The organism is Duganella margarita (assembly GCF_009857535.1).
In the GTDB taxonomy this organism is placed as follows: Bacteria; Pseudomonadota; Gammaproteobacteria; order Burkholderiales; family Burkholderiaceae_D; genus Rugamonas; species Rugamonas margarita.
In genome coordinates this window covers 323,105-342,136 of sequence record NZ_WWCS01000003.1, presented here as the reverse complement: position 1 = coordinate 342,136, position 19,032 = coordinate 323,105, and the positions used below count along the sequence as shown (strand labels likewise).

Annotated in this window: 11 protein-coding genes; 1 reads left to right on the top strand and 10 read right to left on the bottom strand. The window is 64.2% G+C overall.

The genetic code is table 11. From position 1 onward, the window contains the following. Positions 1-144: 144 nt before the first annotated feature. From pbpC to GTP55_RS06335, 9 genes are all read right to left on the bottom strand, one after another. Complete coding sequence (pbpC, locus tag GTP55_RS06375) at positions 145-2,244, bottom strand: penicillin-binding protein 1C (RefSeq protein ID WP_161044099.1); 2,100 nt, start codon at positions 2,242-2,244, stop codon at positions 145-147. Next, complete coding sequence (locus GTP55_RS06370; protein ID WP_161044098.1) at positions 2,241-7,925, bottom strand: alpha-2-macroglobulin family protein; 5,685 nt, start codon at positions 7,923-7,925, stop codon at positions 2,241-2,243. The genes pbpC and GTP55_RS06370 overlap by 4 nt, the downstream gene beginning before the upstream one ends. Positions 7,926-8,005: 80 nt before the next feature. After that, the gene (gene rlmD / locus GTP55_RS06365; RefSeq protein WP_161044097.1) at positions 8,006-9,346 is read right to left on the bottom strand and encodes a 23S rRNA (uracil(1939)-C(5))-methyltransferase RlmD; all 1,341 of its coding nucleotides are present in this window, start codon (positions 9,344-9,346) and stop codon (positions 8,006-8,008) included. A 165-nt stretch (positions 9,347-9,511) separates the two neighbouring features. After that, positions 9,512-10,507: an RNA polymerase sigma factor RpoS gene (gene rpoS / locus GTP55_RS06360; RefSeq protein WP_161044096.1), complete on the bottom strand. Its 996-nt coding sequence runs from the start codon at positions 10,505-10,507 to the stop codon at positions 9,512-9,514. Between the two features lie 39 nt (positions 10,508-10,546). Next, positions 10,547-11,497 carry a peptidoglycan DD-metalloendopeptidase family protein gene (locus GTP55_RS06355; protein ID WP_161044095.1) on the bottom strand — a complete coding sequence of 317 codons (951 nt, stop codon included), beginning with the start codon at positions 11,495-11,497 and terminating at the stop codon, positions 10,547-10,549. A gap of 27 nt (positions 11,498-11,524) precedes the next feature. Continuing rightward, a complete protein-coding gene (locus GTP55_RS06350) occupies positions 11,525-12,391 on the bottom strand; it encodes a protein-L-isoaspartate(D-aspartate) O-methyltransferase (RefSeq protein WP_161044094.1) in 867 nt (288 codons plus the stop codon). Beyond that, positions 12,388-13,125, bottom strand: a complete 738-nt coding sequence (gene surE, locus GTP55_RS06345) for a 5'/3'-nucleotidase SurE (protein WP_161044093.1) — start codon at positions 13,123-13,125, stop codon at positions 12,388-12,390. The genes GTP55_RS06350 and surE overlap by 4 nt, the downstream gene beginning before the upstream one ends. A gap of 70 nt (positions 13,126-13,195) precedes the next feature. Next, positions 13,196-15,157: a tetratricopeptide repeat protein gene (locus GTP55_RS06340; protein ID WP_161044092.1), complete on the bottom strand. Its 1,962-nt coding sequence runs from the start codon at positions 15,155-15,157 to the stop codon at positions 13,196-13,198. Between the two features lie 9 nt (positions 15,158-15,166). After that, positions 15,167-15,772, bottom strand: a complete 606-nt coding sequence (locus GTP55_RS06335; protein ID WP_161044091.1) for a toll/interleukin-1 receptor domain-containing protein — start codon at positions 15,770-15,772, stop codon at positions 15,167-15,169. 158 nt (positions 15,773-15,930) lie between these two features. On the opposite strand from GTP55_RS06335, the gene GTP55_RS06330 reads away from it, so the two are divergent. Then, on the top strand, positions 15,931-16,908 hold the full coding sequence (locus GTP55_RS06330; RefSeq protein ID WP_161044090.1) for an NADPH:quinone oxidoreductase family protein: 978 nt from the start codon (positions 15,931-15,933) through the stop codon (positions 16,906-16,908). Between the two features lie 77 nt (positions 16,909-16,985). Here GTP55_RS06330 and yoaA read toward each other — a convergent pair whose 3' ends face one another. Beyond that, positions 16,986-19,022, bottom strand: a complete 2,037-nt coding sequence (yoaA, locus tag GTP55_RS06325) for a DNA repair helicase YoaA (RefSeq protein WP_161044089.1) — start codon at positions 19,020-19,022, stop codon at positions 16,986-16,988. Positions 19,023-19,032: the final 10 nt, after the last annotated feature.

Here is a 19,032-nt window from a genome sequence, read left to right as displayed (position 1 = left end):
GATCTCGACATCGACTGCCCACAATATCCGACGCGCAACATCTTCAAAGCTGGCAAATCGTCGCACCCTCGCGCCCTTGGCTAACGCTGCTGTATCCCGACATTTGAAGGACACAATCATAGTATAGTCGCGATGCGGTTATAGTCACTCTTGCCGCTTGGCATCGTCGGCGCCGCGCACCTGGAAGCGGGTGGTGGCGATCGGTTTTGCGTTGGCGTCGACCAGCGCCAGCTGGTGCTGGCCGGGCGTGGGGCGCCAGCTGTAGCTGCTGGCGGCCTGGCCTAGCGGCTCGCCGTCCAGCTGCCAGCTCAGGTCCTGCCCGCCCTGCGCCTGGAAGAATACGCGCTGGATGGCGTCCGGGATATCAGGATCGAGCGCGATGATGGCGGCTTCGCCTGGATACAGGATTTTCGGTGCGCGATGCAAATCCTGAACCAGTGCGATCACCGGGCTCTCGGTGCCGGCGATGAACCATTCGTTGCGCGCAGCTTCCAGCGCCGGTTGATAGGCGATCTGCTGGCGCACCACACCGGCCGGCGGCTTGGGTGCGCGGCTGCCCTGACCGCGATGCAGGTAATCCATCACGTCACGCCACACCGGCGCGGCGCCGCTGACGCCGGACACGTCCCACATCGATTGGCCGTCAAAATTACCGACCCAGACGCCTACCGTGTATTTGTCGGTATAGCCCACACACCAGTTGTCGCGCATGTCCTTGCTGGTACCGGTTTTGACGGCGGCCCAGAAGGTGGTCGCCAGTTCGTTCTTCAGGCCGAAAGTGATGCTGCGCGCCGCACGGTCAGCCAGGATGTCGCTGACGATGAAACTGGCGCGCGCATCGAGCACGCGGCGTGATGCGGCGGTGGCTTGCGGCGCCAGCGTCACCGCGCCATACATCCCGCCGTTGGCCAGCGTGCGATAGGCATTGCTCAGCTCCAGCAGCGACACCTCGGCAGATCCCAGCGCCAGCGAATAGCCGTAGTACTCGGCCGGCCGCGTCAAACTGCTCAAGCCCACCTCGCGCAGGCGTTCGTGAAAACGCTCCATGCCCGTCATCACCAGCGTGCGCACGGCCGGCACGTTGAGCGAACTGGCAAGGCTGGTGCGCACGCTGACGTAGCCTTTAAAATTCTTGTCGTAGTTCTGCGGGATGTACATGCCACCCGGCGTCGAGATATCGATCGCCGTATCGTCCATCAGCGACGCCGCCGTCAATTGCTTGCGTTCCAGCGCCAGCTCGTACAGGAACGGCTTGAGCGTCGACCCGGCCTGGCGCAGCGCCGCCACGCCATCCACCTCGCCGCCGCCGGCATTGCCGACATAGGCCAGAATCTCGCCGCTGGCGTTATCCAGCACCACCACCGCACCGTCGTTGACATTGCGCCCCTGGAGCGCGGCCAACTGCTGGCGCAGCACATTCTGCGCGTAGCGCTGCAAGCCCGCATCCAGCGTGCTGCGCACCGCTTGCCCGCTGCGCGTCAGCAGCTGCTGCGCCACCTGCGGCGCCGGCGGCAGATTGGCCGCCAGCTGCGGACGGCTCATCGCCACCACAATCCGTAGCTGGATCTCGCTACAGGTCGACGGCAAGCGGAGCTCCAGCGCCAGCGCACAGGCCCGCTGCGATACCACCTTCTGCCCCGCCGCCGGGCCGCGCAGCAGGCTGGCCAGAATCACCGACTCGCTCAAATCCAGTCCGGAAGGCGCCTTGCCGAACATACCGCGCGCCGCCGCGCCAACGCCTTGCAGCTCGCCGCGATACGACACCATGTTCAGATACGCTTCCATAATCTGCTGCTTGGTCCACTGCGTATCGAGTTCGCGCGCCGCCTTCACCTGATCCCACTTCTGACCCCAACTGCGGCCCTTGGCAGCTGGCTGCAAGGCCGGATCGAGCAAGGCTGCCAGCTGCATGGTGATGGTCGAGGCGCCGCGCGGACGCGTGCGGAACAGGTTATCCCACGCCGCCTTGGCCGCCGCGTTCCAGTCCACGCCATCGTGCTGGTAGAAACGCTGGTCCTCCGCCTGCAGCACTGCCGCCGGCAGCGCCGGCGAAATATCGTTCAGCGCCACCCACGGCAGGCGCCGCACCGTCATGTCGATGCGCAGCGACTGGATCGCCTCGCCGTGCCGGTCCAGCAGTTCCGCATCCGAAGAGCGATACGCCTTGCGCACCTCGTCAAATGTCGGCGCGGCGTGAACGGCGCCGGCCAGCGCCAGCGCAAGGGTAAAAACGATCAGCTTCATTTCACGGTAATGGCGGCATTAGGCGAAGCGCCAAACATCTCGGGGCTGTACATCGCCTCGACACGAGTTGGCGGCAGGTTGAACTGGCCCGGATTATTCAGACGCACAGTGTACTCCACGCTCCATTTGCCTTTCGGGACAAACTCGTAGAACGCGCGGTAGCCCTCAAACGTGCGCTCCTGGAAGGCCGGATAGGCCCAGCCGGTATTGGCCTCGCCGCTGCGCATGATCTTCGAATCGCCGCCCAGGCCGGAACCCAGCACCGTGGCGCTGGCCGGGATCGGATCGTCCACCACCACCCAGGTCATATCCGACTGCGCTTCCAGATCCAGATGCACGCGATAGACATCGCCACGCGACCATACGCCCTTGACCTTCTGCTCAACCGGCGTGATGGTCTTGGCGATGCGGTAGCCGCTCGACAGCGGCGCCTTGAGCGGCACGGCCGATAAAGTCTGCACCGTGGCCCATGGCTTGCCGGCGCCCGCATGTTCCAGCGCCAGCTGACCACTGCCGCCACGCGGCCAAGGCAGCATCACCGTGCCACCGGCCGGCTCGCCGCCGAAGGCGATGCTCTTGCTGGCGTTGGCCAGCGTGGCGCCGGCGGTACCGGTGACCTTGTCCTTCTCGAACAGGCGCGAGAACTTGTCGACCGCCAGCACGCCCCAGGCATTCGCCACCGTCGTGCCCCAACGGCCTTTCTGTTGCCGTCCCAGCGCACCGCGCGCCAGCCGGCCGATATCATCCTTCCACGCCGGATTGTCGGCCATGACCAGCAACAGCCGGTTGGCATTGCCGTCGGCGGAAGACATCAGCCACCACCAGTCGTCGGTGCGCTCGGTGGAGAAGGTCATCGTCGTGCCTTGCAGGTTGAGGCGCGAACGCAGGATCTGCTCCGCCTCTTTCAGGCGCTGCGCACGCTGCGGCAGCTCCTTCGAGCGTTGCAGGATCTGGTACCAATCGAGGACTGCGGACGTCGGCCACAAGTTAGGCTGCACCGTGAACGACTCCAGGTCGCCCGCCTGCGTCGGCCGCGAGCGCGACAACGCTTCCAGCGCGGCGATCTTGCGCACCGCCAGATCGGCCGTCGGCAAGGCCGAGTAACGCACCACTTTGCCCTGCACGAACGCCAGCAGGCCCGACTCCATTTGTCCGCGCAGACCATCTGGAATCACATAGCCCGCTTCCGCTGCCGCCGACAGCACATACGCCGTCAGCGTATCGCTGCCTTGATACATGGTGGCGAAATACTTGACCAGACCATCGCTGTCCAGATGCGCCGGCAGCGTGTCGATGGCCGACTGCCACATCGACTTGTCATGCAGCGCGATCGAACGCGAGGCGACCTGCTCGAAGCAGCGGTAAGGATACTTCTTCATGTACTCCTGCACGCCCGGCAGGTCGCCGCCCAGCGATGGGCTGTACTGCACCTGCACGCCGCCGCGTCCCGGCACCGCGTCGTCCGGTAACGCCACCTGCATCGACAGCTTGCGGTCCAGTTGCAGCAAGGTGGCCTGCATTACCGTCACCGGCACCGCCGGCACCACCTTCTGCTTGATCTTGATGTGGTCCGTCGATGCCGCGCCGCCGCCCTCCACTGCCGCGCTGACATCCCAGTCCAGCGTGCTGATGCCGGCCGGCACCTGCACGTCCCAGCCAATCTCGCGCGCCTGCCCCGGCTCCAGCGACACCGATTGCGGCGACAGCGCCTTGCCGCCGGCGCTGGCTTTCAGTGTGGCGCTCACCGCAGCGTCGGTGGTATTGCGCAGCGTGAAACCGGCGCGCAAGCGATCGCCCTCGCGCACCAGCGCCGGCAGTCCTGAAAGCAGAATCAGATCCTGCGAACTGCGCACCTCCGTGCGGCCGGTGCCGAACAAATCCGCCTGCGCACTGGCGATGGCGACGATGCGGAACGCCGTCAGCGAATCGTTGATCGGCACCTGCACCGTGGCTTCGCCGTTTGCATCGAGCGTCACGCGCGCCTTCCAGAACAGCAGCGTGTCGAACAGCTCCCGTCCCGCGCCCTTGCCGCCGCCACCGCCGGCCGGCACCGCCTTGCGGCCGAAGTGGCGCTTGCCGACCACCTGCATCTGCGCGGTGGCCGTGGTCACTTGCAGGCTGCGCTGGCCCATCATGGTTTCCAGCAGATCCCAGCTGGTGTTGGGCATCAGCTCCAGCAGGCCGACATCGACCGCGGCCAGCGCCACCTCCGCTCCGGCCGGCGGCGCCGAGCCATCCGGCAGCGTGACCTTGACCGCCACCGTGGCCTTGTCGCGCACCTTGTACACCGGCTTGTCCGCCGTGACCTGCACCTTCAGCTCATTGGCCGACCAGCCCACGCGCAGCGGCGCGATCCCCAGCTTGTAGGCCGGCTTGCCCAGATCGACCAGCGCCGTCGGCTGCACGCTGTTCACGCGTCCGCGCACCACCAGCGCGGAGACGTAGACATTCGGCGCATATGACTTCTTGACCGGAATGGTAAACACCGGCTCACTGCCGCTGAGCGGACGAATATACGTATCGATCACGCCTTCGCGTTCCACCGTCACCAGCGCAGTCGCCTCGCGGAATGGCATGCGCACCTGGAAGCTGGCCGTCTCGCCAGGCTCGTAGCGCTTCTTCTCCGGCAGCAGATCGATGCGGTCGTTGTCGGTGGCGGCGAACCACCAGTCGGCGCCGTCGGCCACCCAGGTTTCGCGATGGGCGATGGCGGTGCGCTGCTGCCCATCCTGGGTCTTCGCGCGCAGGATCAGGTTACCCGATGCCGGCGCCTTGACCTTGCAGATCAACAGTCCCTTGGTATCGGTCCTGCCTTCGCAGGCGGCGCCCAGCGCTTTGATCTCGCTGCTGTTCTCGTAGGCGTAGAAGCCGCCGATCAGGCGGCGACGGTGCGAGTACGACAGGCGCTGGAAGAAGTCCACCGCGACCGGCGCATCAGCCACCGGCTTGCCTTGCAGGTCCAGCACCGCGACCGTGAATTTCAGCCCGTCCTTGCTGGCGACCCAGCCATCGGGCTGGATGCCGATCACATAGCTGGACGGCCACAGTGCAATCTGCGTGGCGGCCGACAGCGTTTCGCCGTTGGCGTCCTGGAAGGTCATCTCGGCCATCAGTTCCTTCGGCGTCTGCGCCTCCGGCAGCTGGTCCAGCGTGACGCGCGCGCCGCCGGCCTTGTCCAGCGTCAGGTTGCGGGTCTTGATGTTGGCCGGGCCGGCGACTGCGCCGTCTTCGCCTTCGCCCTCCCCTTCATACATGCCTTCGTCGTCATCGAAGGTGCCGGCGTTCTTCTCGGCGCCGACCTTGACGTCGCCATTACTGAAGCTGAAGTCCGGATAATCGGCAAAGCTGACGCCCTTGTCCTGCACCACGGTGCGCAGCTGTACCGGCGCGTCGCCCGCGCCGCCACCGGACAGATAACCCAGCTGGATATCCAGCGCCACCGACGACGCCTGAATCGCCGGCGTCTTCGGTCCTTGCAGCAGCGCCTTCATGGTCGGCACGCGGAACTGTTCGACGCGGAAGCGGCCCGCCGTGCGGCCGCTCAGCATCAGTTGGTACCAGCCTTGCTTGGCGTCCGCCGGAATGGTCCAGGTGCTGTCGGCCGAGCCGTTGGCGCTCCATTTGACCGGCACGTCGTACTGTTGCTGGCTACCCTCGTGCATGATGTGCAGCGTGCCGTCCTGTTCCTTCGACGCCTGCACAATGCCCTGCTCGACGTGACGGCGCAGGAAGTGCTTCATGTGCACCGTCTCGCCGGCGCGCAGCAGCATGCGGTCAAACACCGTGGTGGCGATGACGTTGTCGGCGCCGCCGTAGCCGCCCGGCAGATTGAAGCGCCAGGTCTCGATGCCGCGATCCCAGTCGGACAGGGTGAACGTCATGTCCGCGCCGAGACGCGCGCTGACGAAGTAGCGGCCGTCCTGCGCCTTGCGCGACGTCGGCAGCTCCTTGCGGATGTGCGCCAGGCCACCGGCATCGGTCATGCCCTGCCACAGCAGATTGCCTTCAAAATCGCGCACCGCCACCTGCGCCTGCGGCACCGGCTGGCCCTTGTCGAGCGAGGTCACCCACACCACCGACGATTCCGCGCCGTGCTTGAAGTGCGCCACCATATTGGTCACCAGCGCGGCCGCGCTGACGTAAGCCTTGTTGCCGACGCCCAGTCCCTGGCCCAGCTTGGGACTCGCCAGCTCCACCACATAAAAACCCGGCTTGCGTAGCGGGACGCCGACCACCTCCATCGCCCGGCCGCCGTTCGGCTTGGGCATGGCGAAGCGTTCCACCTTGCCGGCCTTGGGGTCCAGCAGCTGCTTGCCGAGGCTAGCTCCCCACTGCTCCTGCGGCTGCCAGCTGTAGCTGGTGCCCATGCGCTTGAGCCATGCGATCACTTGCTGGTCCTGCTGCTCGCTCGACACCGCGCCATCGTTGACGCGCAGCGCGGCGCCATCGACCTTGCTGCCCGCCAGCCGCGCCTCGACATTGCGCACGGTGACCGGCAGCAGCTTGTCGCCCTTCGCCTCGATGATGCCGAAGCGCGCCGGGAACTTGACCAGCGGCGGCTGCGCATCGGTGCGCACCGTCATCGGGAAGCTGGCCTGGTTGACCAGCAGGCGGCCGGCATCGTCCTTCAGCTTGAGCGGCATCGACAGCGTCAGTCTGGCGCTTTCGGGGAACGGGCCTTTGATGTTGAGCCATTGCAGATACTCGGCCTGCTCTTCTTCCTTGCTCAGCACCGGCTTGAACACCTTGCCGCCTGGTCCGGTGATCTTGACCGCCAGCGCGTCGGCGCGCGGCACCGGCGCCGAGAACTGGACGCGCATCGGCAGGAACGGGATGCAGGCGCCATCGGCCGCCAGCCTGTCGCAGCTGAAGCGCGCTTTGAAATCCGGCCGCGTATTGAAGGCCAGCTTTTGCTCCTGCGTGGTGACGATGCCGCTGTCGGCGGCGATGCCGGCGCCCCATACCAGCGACACATTGGCGTCCGCCGGCAACGGCCGCTGACATTGCAGCACCACGATCGGCAGCTTGTCGAGCTTCTGGTTATTGACCTTGGCGGTCGCGCGCCACACCACGCCGCGCGCCTTGAAGTACAGCGACAGATAGCGTTCCGTGAACGACTTGCGCATCTCCAGCACGCGCTGACGCTCCGCGCCTTGCAGCAGGCGCACGCCGATTTTCTCGTTGATGCCCTCGGCCTGGCACCAGGCGTGGGCGGTGATCGTCTCGTCTTTGGCCGGCGCGTCGAGGCCCAGCACAAAGATCTGCTGCTCGTCGATGGCGCCGGAGCCGTCGCGCGGCGCCGCCTCCACAACCGCCGGCCCGCCAGTGTCGAAGCTGAACTGGCGGTCGCCCGTCAGCGGCTTGCCATCGATGTCCCTGACGTCGTCCTTGAGCGTGAAGCGGCACGCCACGCCGCCGGGCAGATCGCGCACAAAATCGTAGCTCCAGTTCTGGCCATCGATCCAGCGGCCCTTGCCCTCCTGCGGGCAATCGACGGTGAACGGGTCGCCGAGCCGCATATCGCCCAGCGAGACCATCTGGCCGCTGAAGCGCGCCGCCGCCTGGCGCACGCCCTTGACGGTGCCCGATGGCGAAAACGCGGTAACGGAAGTATCGGCCAGAACGGCCAGCGGCAGGCTGCTCAACGCAGCCAGCGCGATAATGCGGGACAGAAGGCGCATGCCAACTCCAGGCGCTGATTAACAATCAGCCCAGTGTTGCGCACGCCTCCTGCAAAGTCAATAATATTAGAATAAAAACATTAGGTCAGATCGAACACGGCCATCGATTCGACGTGCGAGGTGTGCGGGAACATATTGACCACGCCGGCCTTGTCCAGCTTGTAGCCGGCCAGATTGACCAGCGCGTTGGCGTCGCGCGCCAGCGTCGACGGGCTGCACGAGACGTAGACGATGCGCTTCGGCAGAAATTCCGGATGGGTCTTGCGCAGTTCGCCCAGCGACTCGCACAGGGTCATGGCGCCGTCGCGTGGCGGGTCGATCAGCATGCGGTCGAACTTGCCCAGCGCGATCAGGTCTGCCGGCGTGACTTCGAACAGGTTGCGGTTGTAGAAGGTGGTCTTGCCATCCAGGCCGTTGGCCTTGGCGTTGCTCAGCGAACGGTCGGTCAGCGCCTGGCTGCCTTCGATGCCGACCACTTCGCGCGCCAGCGTCGCCAGCGGCAGCGTGAAGTTGCCCAGTCCGCAGAACAGGTCGGCCACGCGGTCTTCCGGCTGCACGTCCAGCAGGCGCAGCGCCTTGTGCACCAGCGCGCGGTTGATGTGGTGGTTGACCTGGGTGAAGTCGACCGGCTTGAACGGCATGCGCACGCCGTATTCCGGCAGCAGGTAGTGCAGCTGCGGCTCCAGCGGGTAGAACGGCGCGGCGGTTTCCGGCCCCTTGGTCTGCAGCCAGAACTGCACTTTGTATTCGTCGGCGAAGGCCTTGAGCTTGGCTTCGTCGTCGGCGCTCGGGGTCGCCATCACGCGCAGCACCAGCGCGGTGACGTCTTCGCCGATCGCCAGTTCGATCTGCGGCACTTCCTTGTACAGCGTCAGCGAGCCGATCAGCGCGCGCAGCGGCAGCAGCATGTCCGACACGTGCTTCGGCAGGATCTGGCAGCTCTTGATATCGGCCACGAACACCGAACGCTTTTCCTTGAAGCCGACCAGCACCGTGCCTTTTTTCTCGACCCAGCGCACCGACAGGCGCGCGCGGAAGCGGTAGCCCCAGGTCGGGCCGTACATCGGCCGCATGATGTTGTCGGCGGTGACTTTGCCGATGTGCCACAGGTTGTCTTCCAGCACGCGCTGCTTGATCGCCACCTGCGCGCTCGGTTCCAGGTGCTGCATCGAGCAGCCGCCGCAGTAGTCGAAGTGTTCGCACTGCGGCTTGACACGCATCGACGATTCGCGGTGCAGCGCGGTCATGCGCGCGGCTTCCCAGTTTTTCTTCTTCTTGAACGTCTCGAAACTGACGCGCTCACCTGGCAGCGCCCCTTCCACGAACACCACTTTACCCGGCGTGCCGTCTTCGTTTTCAATATGGCCGACGCCACGGGCGTCCATGTCGAGCGATTTGATGTCGATGGTATTTTCTTGCATAACGTTCAATAATAGGATAGCGCGGCCGGCCCGCGTACAGGGGCGACATGATACCAGAATCGGCACGCCGTTCCAGCGTAGGCGGACGGAGCGCCGCCGCAGGCCATGGCCGCCGTCGCGCGCCTGCCGGCTCCGCATGGATGCCGGCGTCCGCCGGAATGACGGTCAGAGCAGGGAATCGCGGACCACGCCGCGCGCCGCCATCGCCCGTTTCAGCTTGACCAGCGCTTCCTGCTGGATCTGGCGCACCCGCTCCCGCGTCACGCCCATCTCTTCGGCCAGGGTTTCCAGCGTGGCCGGATCGTCATTGTCGAGACCGAAACGGCGCATGATGACGATGCGCTGCTTGTCCGGCAGCTTGGTCAGCCAGTCGCGCACCAGCACCGTCATTTCGTGGTGTTCGGCGCGGGCGTCGGGGCTGTCGTCGCTGTCGCCGGGCAGCATGTCCATCAGCGACGATTGCGGATCGTTGTCGAGCGGCGCATCGAGCGAGGTGGCGTGTTCGGACAGCGCCAGGATGTCCTGCACCTCTTCCACCGGCCGGCCGACCAGCTCGGCGATGTCTTCAGCGGTGGCGTCCTTGCCGTTGTGGTGCTGTGCTTCGAGGTGGTATTTGCCGCGCAGGATCTGGTTCAGCTCGCGCACCATGTGCACCGGCAGGCGCACCGTGCGCGCCTGGTTCATGATGGCGCGCTCGATGCTCTGGCGGATCCACCAGGTGGCGTAGGTGGAAAAACGGAACCCGCGCTCCGGCTCGAACTTGTCGATGGCGCGCATCAAGCCGATGTTGCCCTCTTCGATCATGTCCAGCAGCACCACGCCGCGGTTGATGTAGTGCTTGGCGATCGACACCACCAGCCGCAGGTTGTGCTCGATCATGGTCTGGCGCGCGCTGAAGTCGCCGGCCTTGGCCAGCGTCGCGTAGTGGACTTCCTGCGGCGCCGTCAGCAGCGGCCGGGTGCCGATCTGGTTCAGGTAGTGCTGGGTGGTGTCGGTCGACAGCTCGGCCGCCAGCACCTTTTTCAGCTCGTCGACGGTTTCCAGCACGGCGCCGGTTTCCGGCGCGCCGGCCTCGTCCGCGTCGTCGATGCTGGCCTCCTCATCCTGGAAATCATCCGGGAGCGAGTCGTCGTCCATCTGATCGTGCGGCGTAGAGGTCATGGCTCACATGGCTCAACTAGCGGTTATCCAACGAAGAATCTAGCGATTGGGCAGGAAGCGGGAGGGATCGACTGGCTTGCCCTGCTGCCGGATTTCAAAGTGCAGCTTGACGGAGTCGGTGTCGGAATCGCCCATTTCCGCAATCATTTGTCCCTTGCTGACAGTCTGGCCTTCCTTCACCAGGATGGCCCGGTTATGCGCGTAGGCCGACAGCAGGTTACTACTGTGCTTCAATATAACGAGATTACCATATCCGCGGATACCACTACCGGCGAACATCACTTTTCCGGCCCCGGCAGCCACGACCTGCTGGCCGGCCTTGCCGGCGATGTCCACGCCCTTGTTCTTGCCTTCGTCAAAGACGGCGATCACCTTGCCGTCGGCCGGCCACACCCAGGTCACGGCGGCGTCGTCGGCGGCCAAGGTGGGACCGGCTGGAGCGGCCGCCGCGGCCGGGGCCGAGGCGCGGGCCGGAGCCGCTGCTGCGGCGGCCGGCGCTGGCGACGCGGCGGCGTCCTTGCCATTGTCGGCGCGCTGCATTTCGGCCAGGTTAGCGTCCGAATACGGCTTTTTCTCGCCTTTGGGGCCGGTTTTCTTGACCACCGGCGCCGGCGGCGGCGTCTTGTCGGACGGCGGCATGATGACGGCGGCGGTTTCCACGCCGGCGCCGTTCGGCGCGCTATCCGGCGGCAGCACGCGCAGTACCTGGTCGACCTTGATATCGTTGGCGTTGGCCAGGTTGTTCCAGGCCACCAGATCGCGGTAATTCTGGCCGTATTCCAGCGCGATGCGGATCAGGGTGTCGCCCTTTTTCACGGTGTACAGGCCGCGCTCGTCGCGGCCGATTTGCGCCGTTTCGCTCGGGGTGGCGGGTTTGACAGCGGGCGGGAGGGTACGGTCGACGACCGGGGCTTGGTTGGGGGTGGTTTGGCAGGCGCTCAAAAAAACCAGCGCAAAGCTCAGTACGAGCACATTGCTTTTATTCGTCATTCTCATCTTTGTCTAGTGGTTCGGGCGCTACATCACGCCCGGACGCAACGGCACGAAGTGGCAATCTTCCAGCGTTTCGCTGGTCCACTCCGCCTTGCCAATGCGCGTAATCAGTTCCAAATGCTGGGTGCGGACGCCCACGGGCGCGACCAGCCGGCCGCCGATGGCCATCTGGTCGAGCAGCGCTTGCGGCACCTCCATTCCGGCCGCGGCCAGAATGATACCGTCAAACGGAGCAGCTTGCGGCAGGCCAAGCATACCATCTCCGTAATGCAGACGCAGGTTCGGGACGCGCAAGGGGCGCAGATTGGCCTTGGCCAGCTCATGCAACGGCTTGATACGCTCGATGGAATACACTTCTTGCGCCACGCAGGACAGCACCGCCGCCTGGTAGCCGCAGCCGGTGCCGATCTCCAGCACGCGCTGCAGTTGGCCGCCGTTGCGCAGCACCTCGATCATGCGGGCCACGATGTAGGGCTGCGAGATGGTCTGATGGTGGCCGATCGGCAGCGAGGCGTCCACATACGCCTGCGGCGCCAGCCCTTCGTCCATGAACAGGTGGCGCGGCACGGTATCCATCGCCCCCAGCACCAGCGCATCCTTGACGCCCTGTTTGGCAATCCGCTGCACCATGGCGCGCCGCACGCCATCCGACACCAGCGCGCTCTGGCGCGGCGCCGCCGCCGGCGCCTGGGCCCGTTCGAGCGCGTAGCTGTGCGACTTGGACGGCGTGGCCACCGCGCGCGGCGCCGGATATGGCGGCGGTGCGTGGCGGGCGGCGTTCTGGGTGGCGGTTTGCGGTGTTGCCACCGGCTTGAAGACCGTTGCCTTCCTGGCCCCCTGGTCGGTTACCGAGGACAGCGGCAAGGGAAAGGTACGGTTTTTTTCAGTCATGCCAAGGCCTTTGCCAATGCATTGAGTTGGGTGGAGTGCGTCAAATCGATTTGCAGCGGGGTGATCGACGTGCTGCCGTTGGCGCAGGCGTGGAAATCCGTGCCCTCGCCGGCATCCTTGCACGCTCCCGGCGGGCCGATCCAGTAGATATCGCGGCCGCGCGGATCCCTGGCCTTGATCACCGGTTCGGACTGGTGGCGGCGGCCCAGCCGCGTGGCAACCACCTGGTTAAGCTGATCATAAGGACGATTCGGTATATTGACGTTCAGCAGATACGGGCGCGGCAACGTTTCATAGTAGCGCTGGATGATGTCGCGCGCATGACGGGCGGCGTCGTCGATATGCTCCCAGCCGTAGGCGCCCTGGGAAAAGGCGATGGCGGGAATGCCGAACAGATAACCCTCAGTGGCGGCCGCCACGGTGCCGGAATACAACGTGTCGTCGCCCATATTGGGACCGTTGTTGATGCCGGAGACCACCAGATCGGGCCGCTCATCGAGCAAGGCGGTCAACGCCACGTGCACGCAATCGCTGGGCGTACCGTTGACAAAGTAGAAACCATTGGCTGCCTGCTGCACCGACAGCGGCCGGTCCAGCGACAGCGAGTTCGATGCGCCCGAGCGGTTGCTGTCGGGCGCCACCACCACGATCTCGGCGATCGGCGCCAGCGCGCTGGCCAGCGCGTTGATGCCGGGTGCCAAATAGCCGTCGTCATTGCTAATCAGGATTTTCATTCAAATGATTTTACCTGAAGCAATGCCGCAACTGCGCATGCCGGCCGCCCCCTTTGCGGATAAATTTTCGTCAGCGCGGCGGCGTCCGGCCGCCATACAACGCGCCGTCCAGCGCCACCATTTCGTCTGCCGTGCGCGACCATGCATTGTTGGCCGTCAGCGTGCCGCGCCGGCGCGTCGGCCGCACCAGCGCGTCGCCATAGTCATCCATAGCCGCATCCTGATGCAATTCCGGCACCATCGGCGTCTCGTCGGTCGGCACCCCAAGTTGCAGTTGCACATCTATCAACTGTTCCCGCGCCTTGCCGGTCTCCGGGTGATCCGGACCCAGCCGGCGCAGATAGGCTTGCAGCACCGCATCCAGCAAACTGCGCGCCGTGTCCAGTTCTTGCATTTGCAACAAGGTGTGCGCCAGCGCCGTCTTGCTGCGCAGCGTGTCGGGGTGCTCGAGGCCCAACAGGCGCTTGTGGGCCGCCAACACCTGTTCCTGCACACTACGCGCCAGCTGGATGTCGCCGCGTTGCAGCAGCAGCTCGGCGCGGGCGGCCTTGGCGTTCAGGGTTTGCAGATGATCGGGGCCGACCAGCCGGGTGTAGGTGTCGAGCACGCTGTCCTGCAACGCCAGCGCCTCCACCAGCCGGCCCTGCTGGCCCAACGTGGCGGCGAGGTTGGCGCGTGCCGCCAGCGTGTCGGGATGTTCGCCGCCCAGCACGCGTTCGCGCGCTTCGACGATGCACTCTTCCAGGAATTGGGCCTCATCCAGCCGCCCCTGCTGGCGCAACGCACAGGCCAGATTGATCTTGCTGGCCAATGTTTCCGGGTGATCCTCGCCCAGCGCGCGCTGGCGCAGCGACAGACTTTCCTCGAAGCTGGACAGGGCCGGCCGCAGTTTGCCCTCGCGTCGATAGAGTTCGCCGAGCAGATTGAGTTCGCGCGCCAGCGGCTGCGACACGGCGCGCGCGGCAGATCCGCCGTCGTCCAGCCCGCAGCGCGCCTCGTTAATCTTGGCCAGCAACTGGATTTCACCGCTGGATTGCCACGGGAAATAGCCGGGCCCCAGCCATGACAGGAAGGTCTCAAAGGTGCGGGTCATGGAAAAACGGTCGCCGCCCTGATCGAGCCGCACCGCCACCTGCTCGCCGTAGGCCAGCGAACGGGTCTGCTGCAACTGCACTTCATCAAAATAGCTTTCCAGCGAAACGTGCTGCATGCCATAGCAGTCGCGTATCAGTTCCTCAAAACCCGGCTGGTAACCGGTAATCTGTTGCGAAGCATCACCGCGCCGCCATTGAAGACGCTCGCCGCAGTCAGCCATGTCTATCCGCGACGGCAGGGGATAGATCAGCAACGGCCGCTGCTCGTCCTCATGGCTGCGGCGGTAGGTGGTGGCGCGGCTGACCAGTTCCTGCAAGCCATCCAGACTGTGGCGGCCAGGCGTGAACATCAGCACCAGTTTGCGCGGCATCAGGGTCGTGCAGACGCCGGCGCTGTCGCTGCGGCCGTTGCGGGAATCGATCAGCACGTAGCGGAAGTGCCGCGACAAGCGCTCGGCGAAGCAGCGGAACAGCGCCGGGCAACTGTAAAACAGCTCCTCCCACTGCATGGCGGCCAGCCGGTCGGGATAGCTGTCGTCGAAGCGGCCGGCGCGCATCAGGTACAGCTGGCTGCCCTGATCGACGCGGGTCACATATTGCTCCCAGCCTACCGCCGCCAATACATCGTGCGCCAATTCGTCGTCATCCACGGTCAGCGGGCCGGTGCGACGGCGCAACAGCTGCTCGCGGCACGCCTCGAAAAACTCCAGCACCCCCGGTTTATGCTCCTGCGGCTGCTCGAAATAGTGGTGCAAGCCGGGCGCCTCCAGGTCCCAGTCGATCATCAGCACCGGCGCGGTGGCGTTTTGCTGGCGCGCCAGCAGCACCGCGATATTGGATAAGGCCATGGTGCGACCCGTGCCGCCCTTATAAGAATAGAAAGTGATGACTTCGCCGCCGGCGCTCAGCGGCGGTAGGGACAGGGAGGTGAGTTCCATGGCAAACCTTTAGCGTGGAAAATGTGGAGGAGGAACGGCACGCCACTCCGGCGGAATCTCCGGCAACACAAAACGGCTGCAGTCATGCTCCGGCGGCGTGCTTCGTTTTAGACAGTGGTAATGCTCGGCAATGCGGTGGACGATTTTTTCAATGTCCGGGATGAAATCGGGATTGGTCTTCAGGTCCCCGCTAGCCAGCGTGTAGCGGGAAAAGTCCACATACATGCCCGGCCCGGTAATTTGCGGCGGCAGGCCGACCGGGTGGCGGGTCATGATGACGGGGATAATCAGATGACTGGGCAGCGGATACCAATGCTGGCGTTCGCGCTCGATAAGTTGCATTGCTGCAAACTCGCGCCGCGTGTAGCCATGGGCTTCATACTTGGGTGTATAAATGACAATCATGCACACGCTCTCACACAGCGCGCGCGCGATTTTGCCGTCGAGGTCGTCACCGCCCCCGAGTTGCTCACTATCAACAAACAGTTCGTTCTCGTTGTCGAAGTGAGGTTCCAGATAGCATTTCAGGGCGTCCACCAGATCGTCCTTGAATTTGCTCATGTAAGCATGCTGGCCATGTGCATAGCTGAAGAAACAGCCGTGACGGATAGTCATGATATCCCCCTTCGTTTAACCAACTCTAACAATCCACTCCGGTGACACTTTGAGGCAGAACAAACGTGCGGCAGGCCGAACTTTGCGCAAACGGCTGGCGCTTTCAGGTAAGATAAAAATATTACGAGCGTTCTTTTTTATAACCAGAGGAGACCAGGATGAAAGCTGTCGTGTGTGAAACATGGGGTTTGCCGGCGTCGCTAAAAGTACAAGAATTACCAGACCCGCAGCCAGGTCCGGGCCAGGTGGTGATCGATGTCCAGGCTGCCGGCGTCAACTTTCCCGACGTGCTCATTGTGCAAGGGAAGTATCAGTTCAAGCCGGAACTGCCGTTCGTTCCCGGCAGCGAAGTGGCGGGGGTGATTCGTTCGGTTGCTGATGATGTGACAACTTTCAAGGTCGGTGACAAGGTCATCGCCTTCACTTCGACCGGTGGGTTTGGGCAGCAGTTATTAGCGCCTGCACAAGCCCTGATGCCGATGCCGCCGGGTATGGATTTCGACACGGCGGCCGCCATCACCCTCACCTACGGCACCTCGTACCACGCGATTGTGGATCGCGCCAAGCTAGAAGCTGGTGAGAACATGCTAATTCTTGGCGCAGCAGGTGGCGTGGGCCTGGCGGCGATCGAGATCGGCAAAGCCCTTGGGGCCCGCATTATTGCTTGCGCTTCGACCGATGAGAAGCTGGAGGTCTGCCGCCAGCACGGCGCCGATGTACTGATCAATTACAGCAAGCAGGATTTGCGCGAGGCAGTGAAGGCGGCGACCGGCGGCAAAGGGCCGGATGTAATTTATGACCCGGTCGGCGGCGACTACGCGGAGCCGGCGTTCAGGTCGATCGCCTGGGGCGGGCGTTATCTGGTGGTCGGCTTTGCCAACGGCGAGATTCCGAAGTTGCCGCTGAATTTGACCTTGCTGAAGGGGGCGTCGCTGATGGGCGTGTTCTGGGGCGAGTTCACCAAACGTGATCCGAAAGGCAACTTGAAGAATATGCGGCAGGTGCTGCAGTGGTTGCAGGAGGGCAAAATCAAGCCGCTGATTTCGGCACGTTATGCGCTGGAAGATGCGTGGCGCGCGCTGGACGATATGGCGGCGCGGCGGGTGACTGGCAAGGTCGTAGTGTTGCCGCAGTAACGTCATTCCCGTGCAAGCGGGAATCGATACTCAGCATGGGCTCCCGCCTGCGCGGGAGCGACGGTGGTAACCGAAAGTTACGAATTGGAATTCTTGTTTCGGAAGAATTCCAGCACCACTTCCTGTTCGCGGGTGCGTTTGAACGACGGCAAACTCTGCCAGATCCGCTTGCCATACGGCTTGGAAATCACCCGTGGATCGCACAACATCAGCACGCCCTGGTCGGTCTCATCCCGAATCAGGCGCCCGGCGCCCTGCTTCAGATTGATGATCGCCTCAGGCAAAGTGTGGTGCATAAAGCCATTTTTGCCCTGCTTTTCCATCACCTCAATCCGCGCGGCCAGCACTGGATCGTCAGGCGGCGCAAATGGCAATTTATCAATAATCACCAGCGACAGCGCATCGCCGCGCACATCGACGCCTTCCCAGAAGCTCTGCGATCCGATCAGCACGCCATTACCAGCCTTGCGGAATTGATCCAGCAACTCGGTCCGGCCCTTATCCCCTTGGACAAACAGCGGGAACGGCAGATTACGTTTTTCAAATTCGTCGCGCAGCCGCTCGGCAGCGCGCTTCACGGCGCGCAAAGTCGTACACAAAAGGAAAGTTTTTCCGCCCGCCGCCTCGATGATCGGCAGCGCCAGATCCAGCACCGCATCCGTATAACCCATGGAATTCGGGTCCGGCAACCCGGTCGGCACGTACAAAATGCCCTGCTGTTCGTAGTTGAACGGGCTCGGCCAAGACATTGACGGCTCATCGGTCAGGCCCATCTGCTCGGAAAAGTGGCTGAAATCCTTCTTCACCGCCAGCGTCGCCGAGGTGAAAATCCAGCTGCGCGGCACGCCTTCGCGCTGGCCGGCAAAGATCGGCGCAATCGACAACGGCGTCTTGTGCAGTTGCAGCGACGACGCATAGGCCTCGACCCAGAACACCGCTTCCTCGCCCTTGGCGACCTTGGCTTTCGGGTCGAATTTCCACGCCGCCAGCCGCGACACCAGATCCAGCCCACGCTGGCGGCACTGTTCCAGCGTTTCCGCCCGTTCGGCTTGCGTTTCGAGCACGGCCATCATGCCGTCCAGCTCGTCTTTCAGCGTTTGCAGCGCCGGGTAAAAGTCGCTCGACGGCGCGATCTGCGGCAGCGACAGCCGCACGATGTCTTGCGGGAAAGTCAGGCGCAGGTCGCGCGCGGCCTTTTCCACCACCGTCACCACCTTGCCCCAGTCGGCGCCGTCGCGGGCGTTCGACAGGCCTTCGGCCAGCACGTCGCGGCACAGTTCCAGTACCTGCGAGGTCGAAAACGTGTCGCCGAAGAACAGGGTGGCGGTATCCGGCAGCTGGTGCGCCTCATCGAAGATGATGGTGTTGGCGGACGGCAGCAACTCGGCCACGCCCGAATCCTTCAGCGCCACGTCGGCGAAGAACAGGTGGTGATTGACCACCACCACGTCGGCCTGCTGCGCTTCCTTGCGCGCCTTCATGATGAAGCAATCCTGGTAATACTGGCATTCCGCGCCCATGCAGTTGTCGCGGGTCGAGGTGACCAGGTTCCAGATCAGCGCGTTTTCCGGCACGCGGGCCAGCTCGGCCTTGTCGCCGGTCTTGGTCATTTTCAGGAACCGCGAGATTTCGCGCAGGTAGCCGACATCGTCGCGCGAGGTCATGCGGCCGTTCTGCAGCGTGCGCTCCAGATGATAATGGCACAGGTAATTCGAGCGGCCCTTCAGCAGCGCCACCGACACCGGCGCCTGCAAGGCGGCGCGCACGGTCGGAATATCGCGCAGGAAGAGCTGATCCTGCAAGTTCTTGGTCCCGGTCGAGACGATGGTCTTGCCGCCCCACAGCAGCGCCGGCACCAGATAGGCAAAGGTTTTCCCCGTACCCGTGCCGGCTTCGGCGATCAGCGTGGTCTGGTTGGCGATGGCGGCCGCGACCGCCTTGGCCATCTCGGTTTGCGAGCGGCGCGGACGGAAATCGCCCACGGCCGGCCCCAATGGGCCGCCGGCGCCAAACAGGCGCTCTACCTCGGCGTCGTGCTTGCCGGGGGGATGGTCGGGAGTGGCGCCGATGATGGCGGGTGTCGCGTCGGACGCAGGTGGGAGGTGTTCGGTCAAAATAAACTTC

What these genes read in the sequence shown, in the direction of transcription:
- pbpC (WP_161044099.1), bottom strand. Translation starts at nt 2,244, where the DNA reads ATGAAGCTGATCGTTTTTACCCTTGCGCTGGCGCTGGCCGGCGCCGTT.
- GTP55_RS06370 (WP_161044098.1), bottom strand. Translation starts at nt 7,925, where the DNA reads ATGCGCCTTCTGTCCCGCATTATCGCGCTGGCTGCGTTGAGCAGCCTG.
- rlmD (WP_161044097.1), bottom strand. Translation starts at nt 9,346, where the DNA reads ATGCAAGAAAATACCATCGACATCAAATCGCTCGACATGGACGCCCGT.
- rpoS (WP_161044096.1), bottom strand. Translation starts at nt 10,507, where the DNA reads ATGACCTCTACGCCGCACGATCAGATGGACGACGACTCGCTCCCGGAT.
- GTP55_RS06355 (WP_161044095.1), bottom strand. Translation starts at nt 11,497, where the DNA reads ATGACGAATAAAAGCAATGTGCTCGTACTGAGCTTTGCGCTGGTTTTT.
- GTP55_RS06350 (WP_161044094.1), bottom strand. Translation starts at nt 12,391, where the DNA reads ATGACTGAAAAAAACCGTACCTTTCCCTTGCCGCTGTCCTCGGTAACC.
- surE (WP_161044093.1), bottom strand. Translation starts at nt 13,125, where the DNA reads ATGAAAATCCTGATTAGCAATGACGACGGCTATTTGGCACCCGGCATC.
- GTP55_RS06340 (WP_161044092.1), bottom strand. Translation starts at nt 15,157, where the DNA reads ATGGAACTCACCTCCCTGTCCCTACCGCCGCTGAGCGCCGGCGGCGAA.
- GTP55_RS06335 (WP_161044091.1), bottom strand. Translation starts at nt 15,772, where the DNA reads ATGACTATCCGTCACGGCTGTTTCTTCAGCTATGCACATGGCCAGCAT.
- GTP55_RS06330 (WP_161044090.1), top strand. Translation starts at nt 15,931, where the DNA reads ATGAAAGCTGTCGTGTGTGAAACATGGGGTTTGCCGGCGTCGCTAAAA.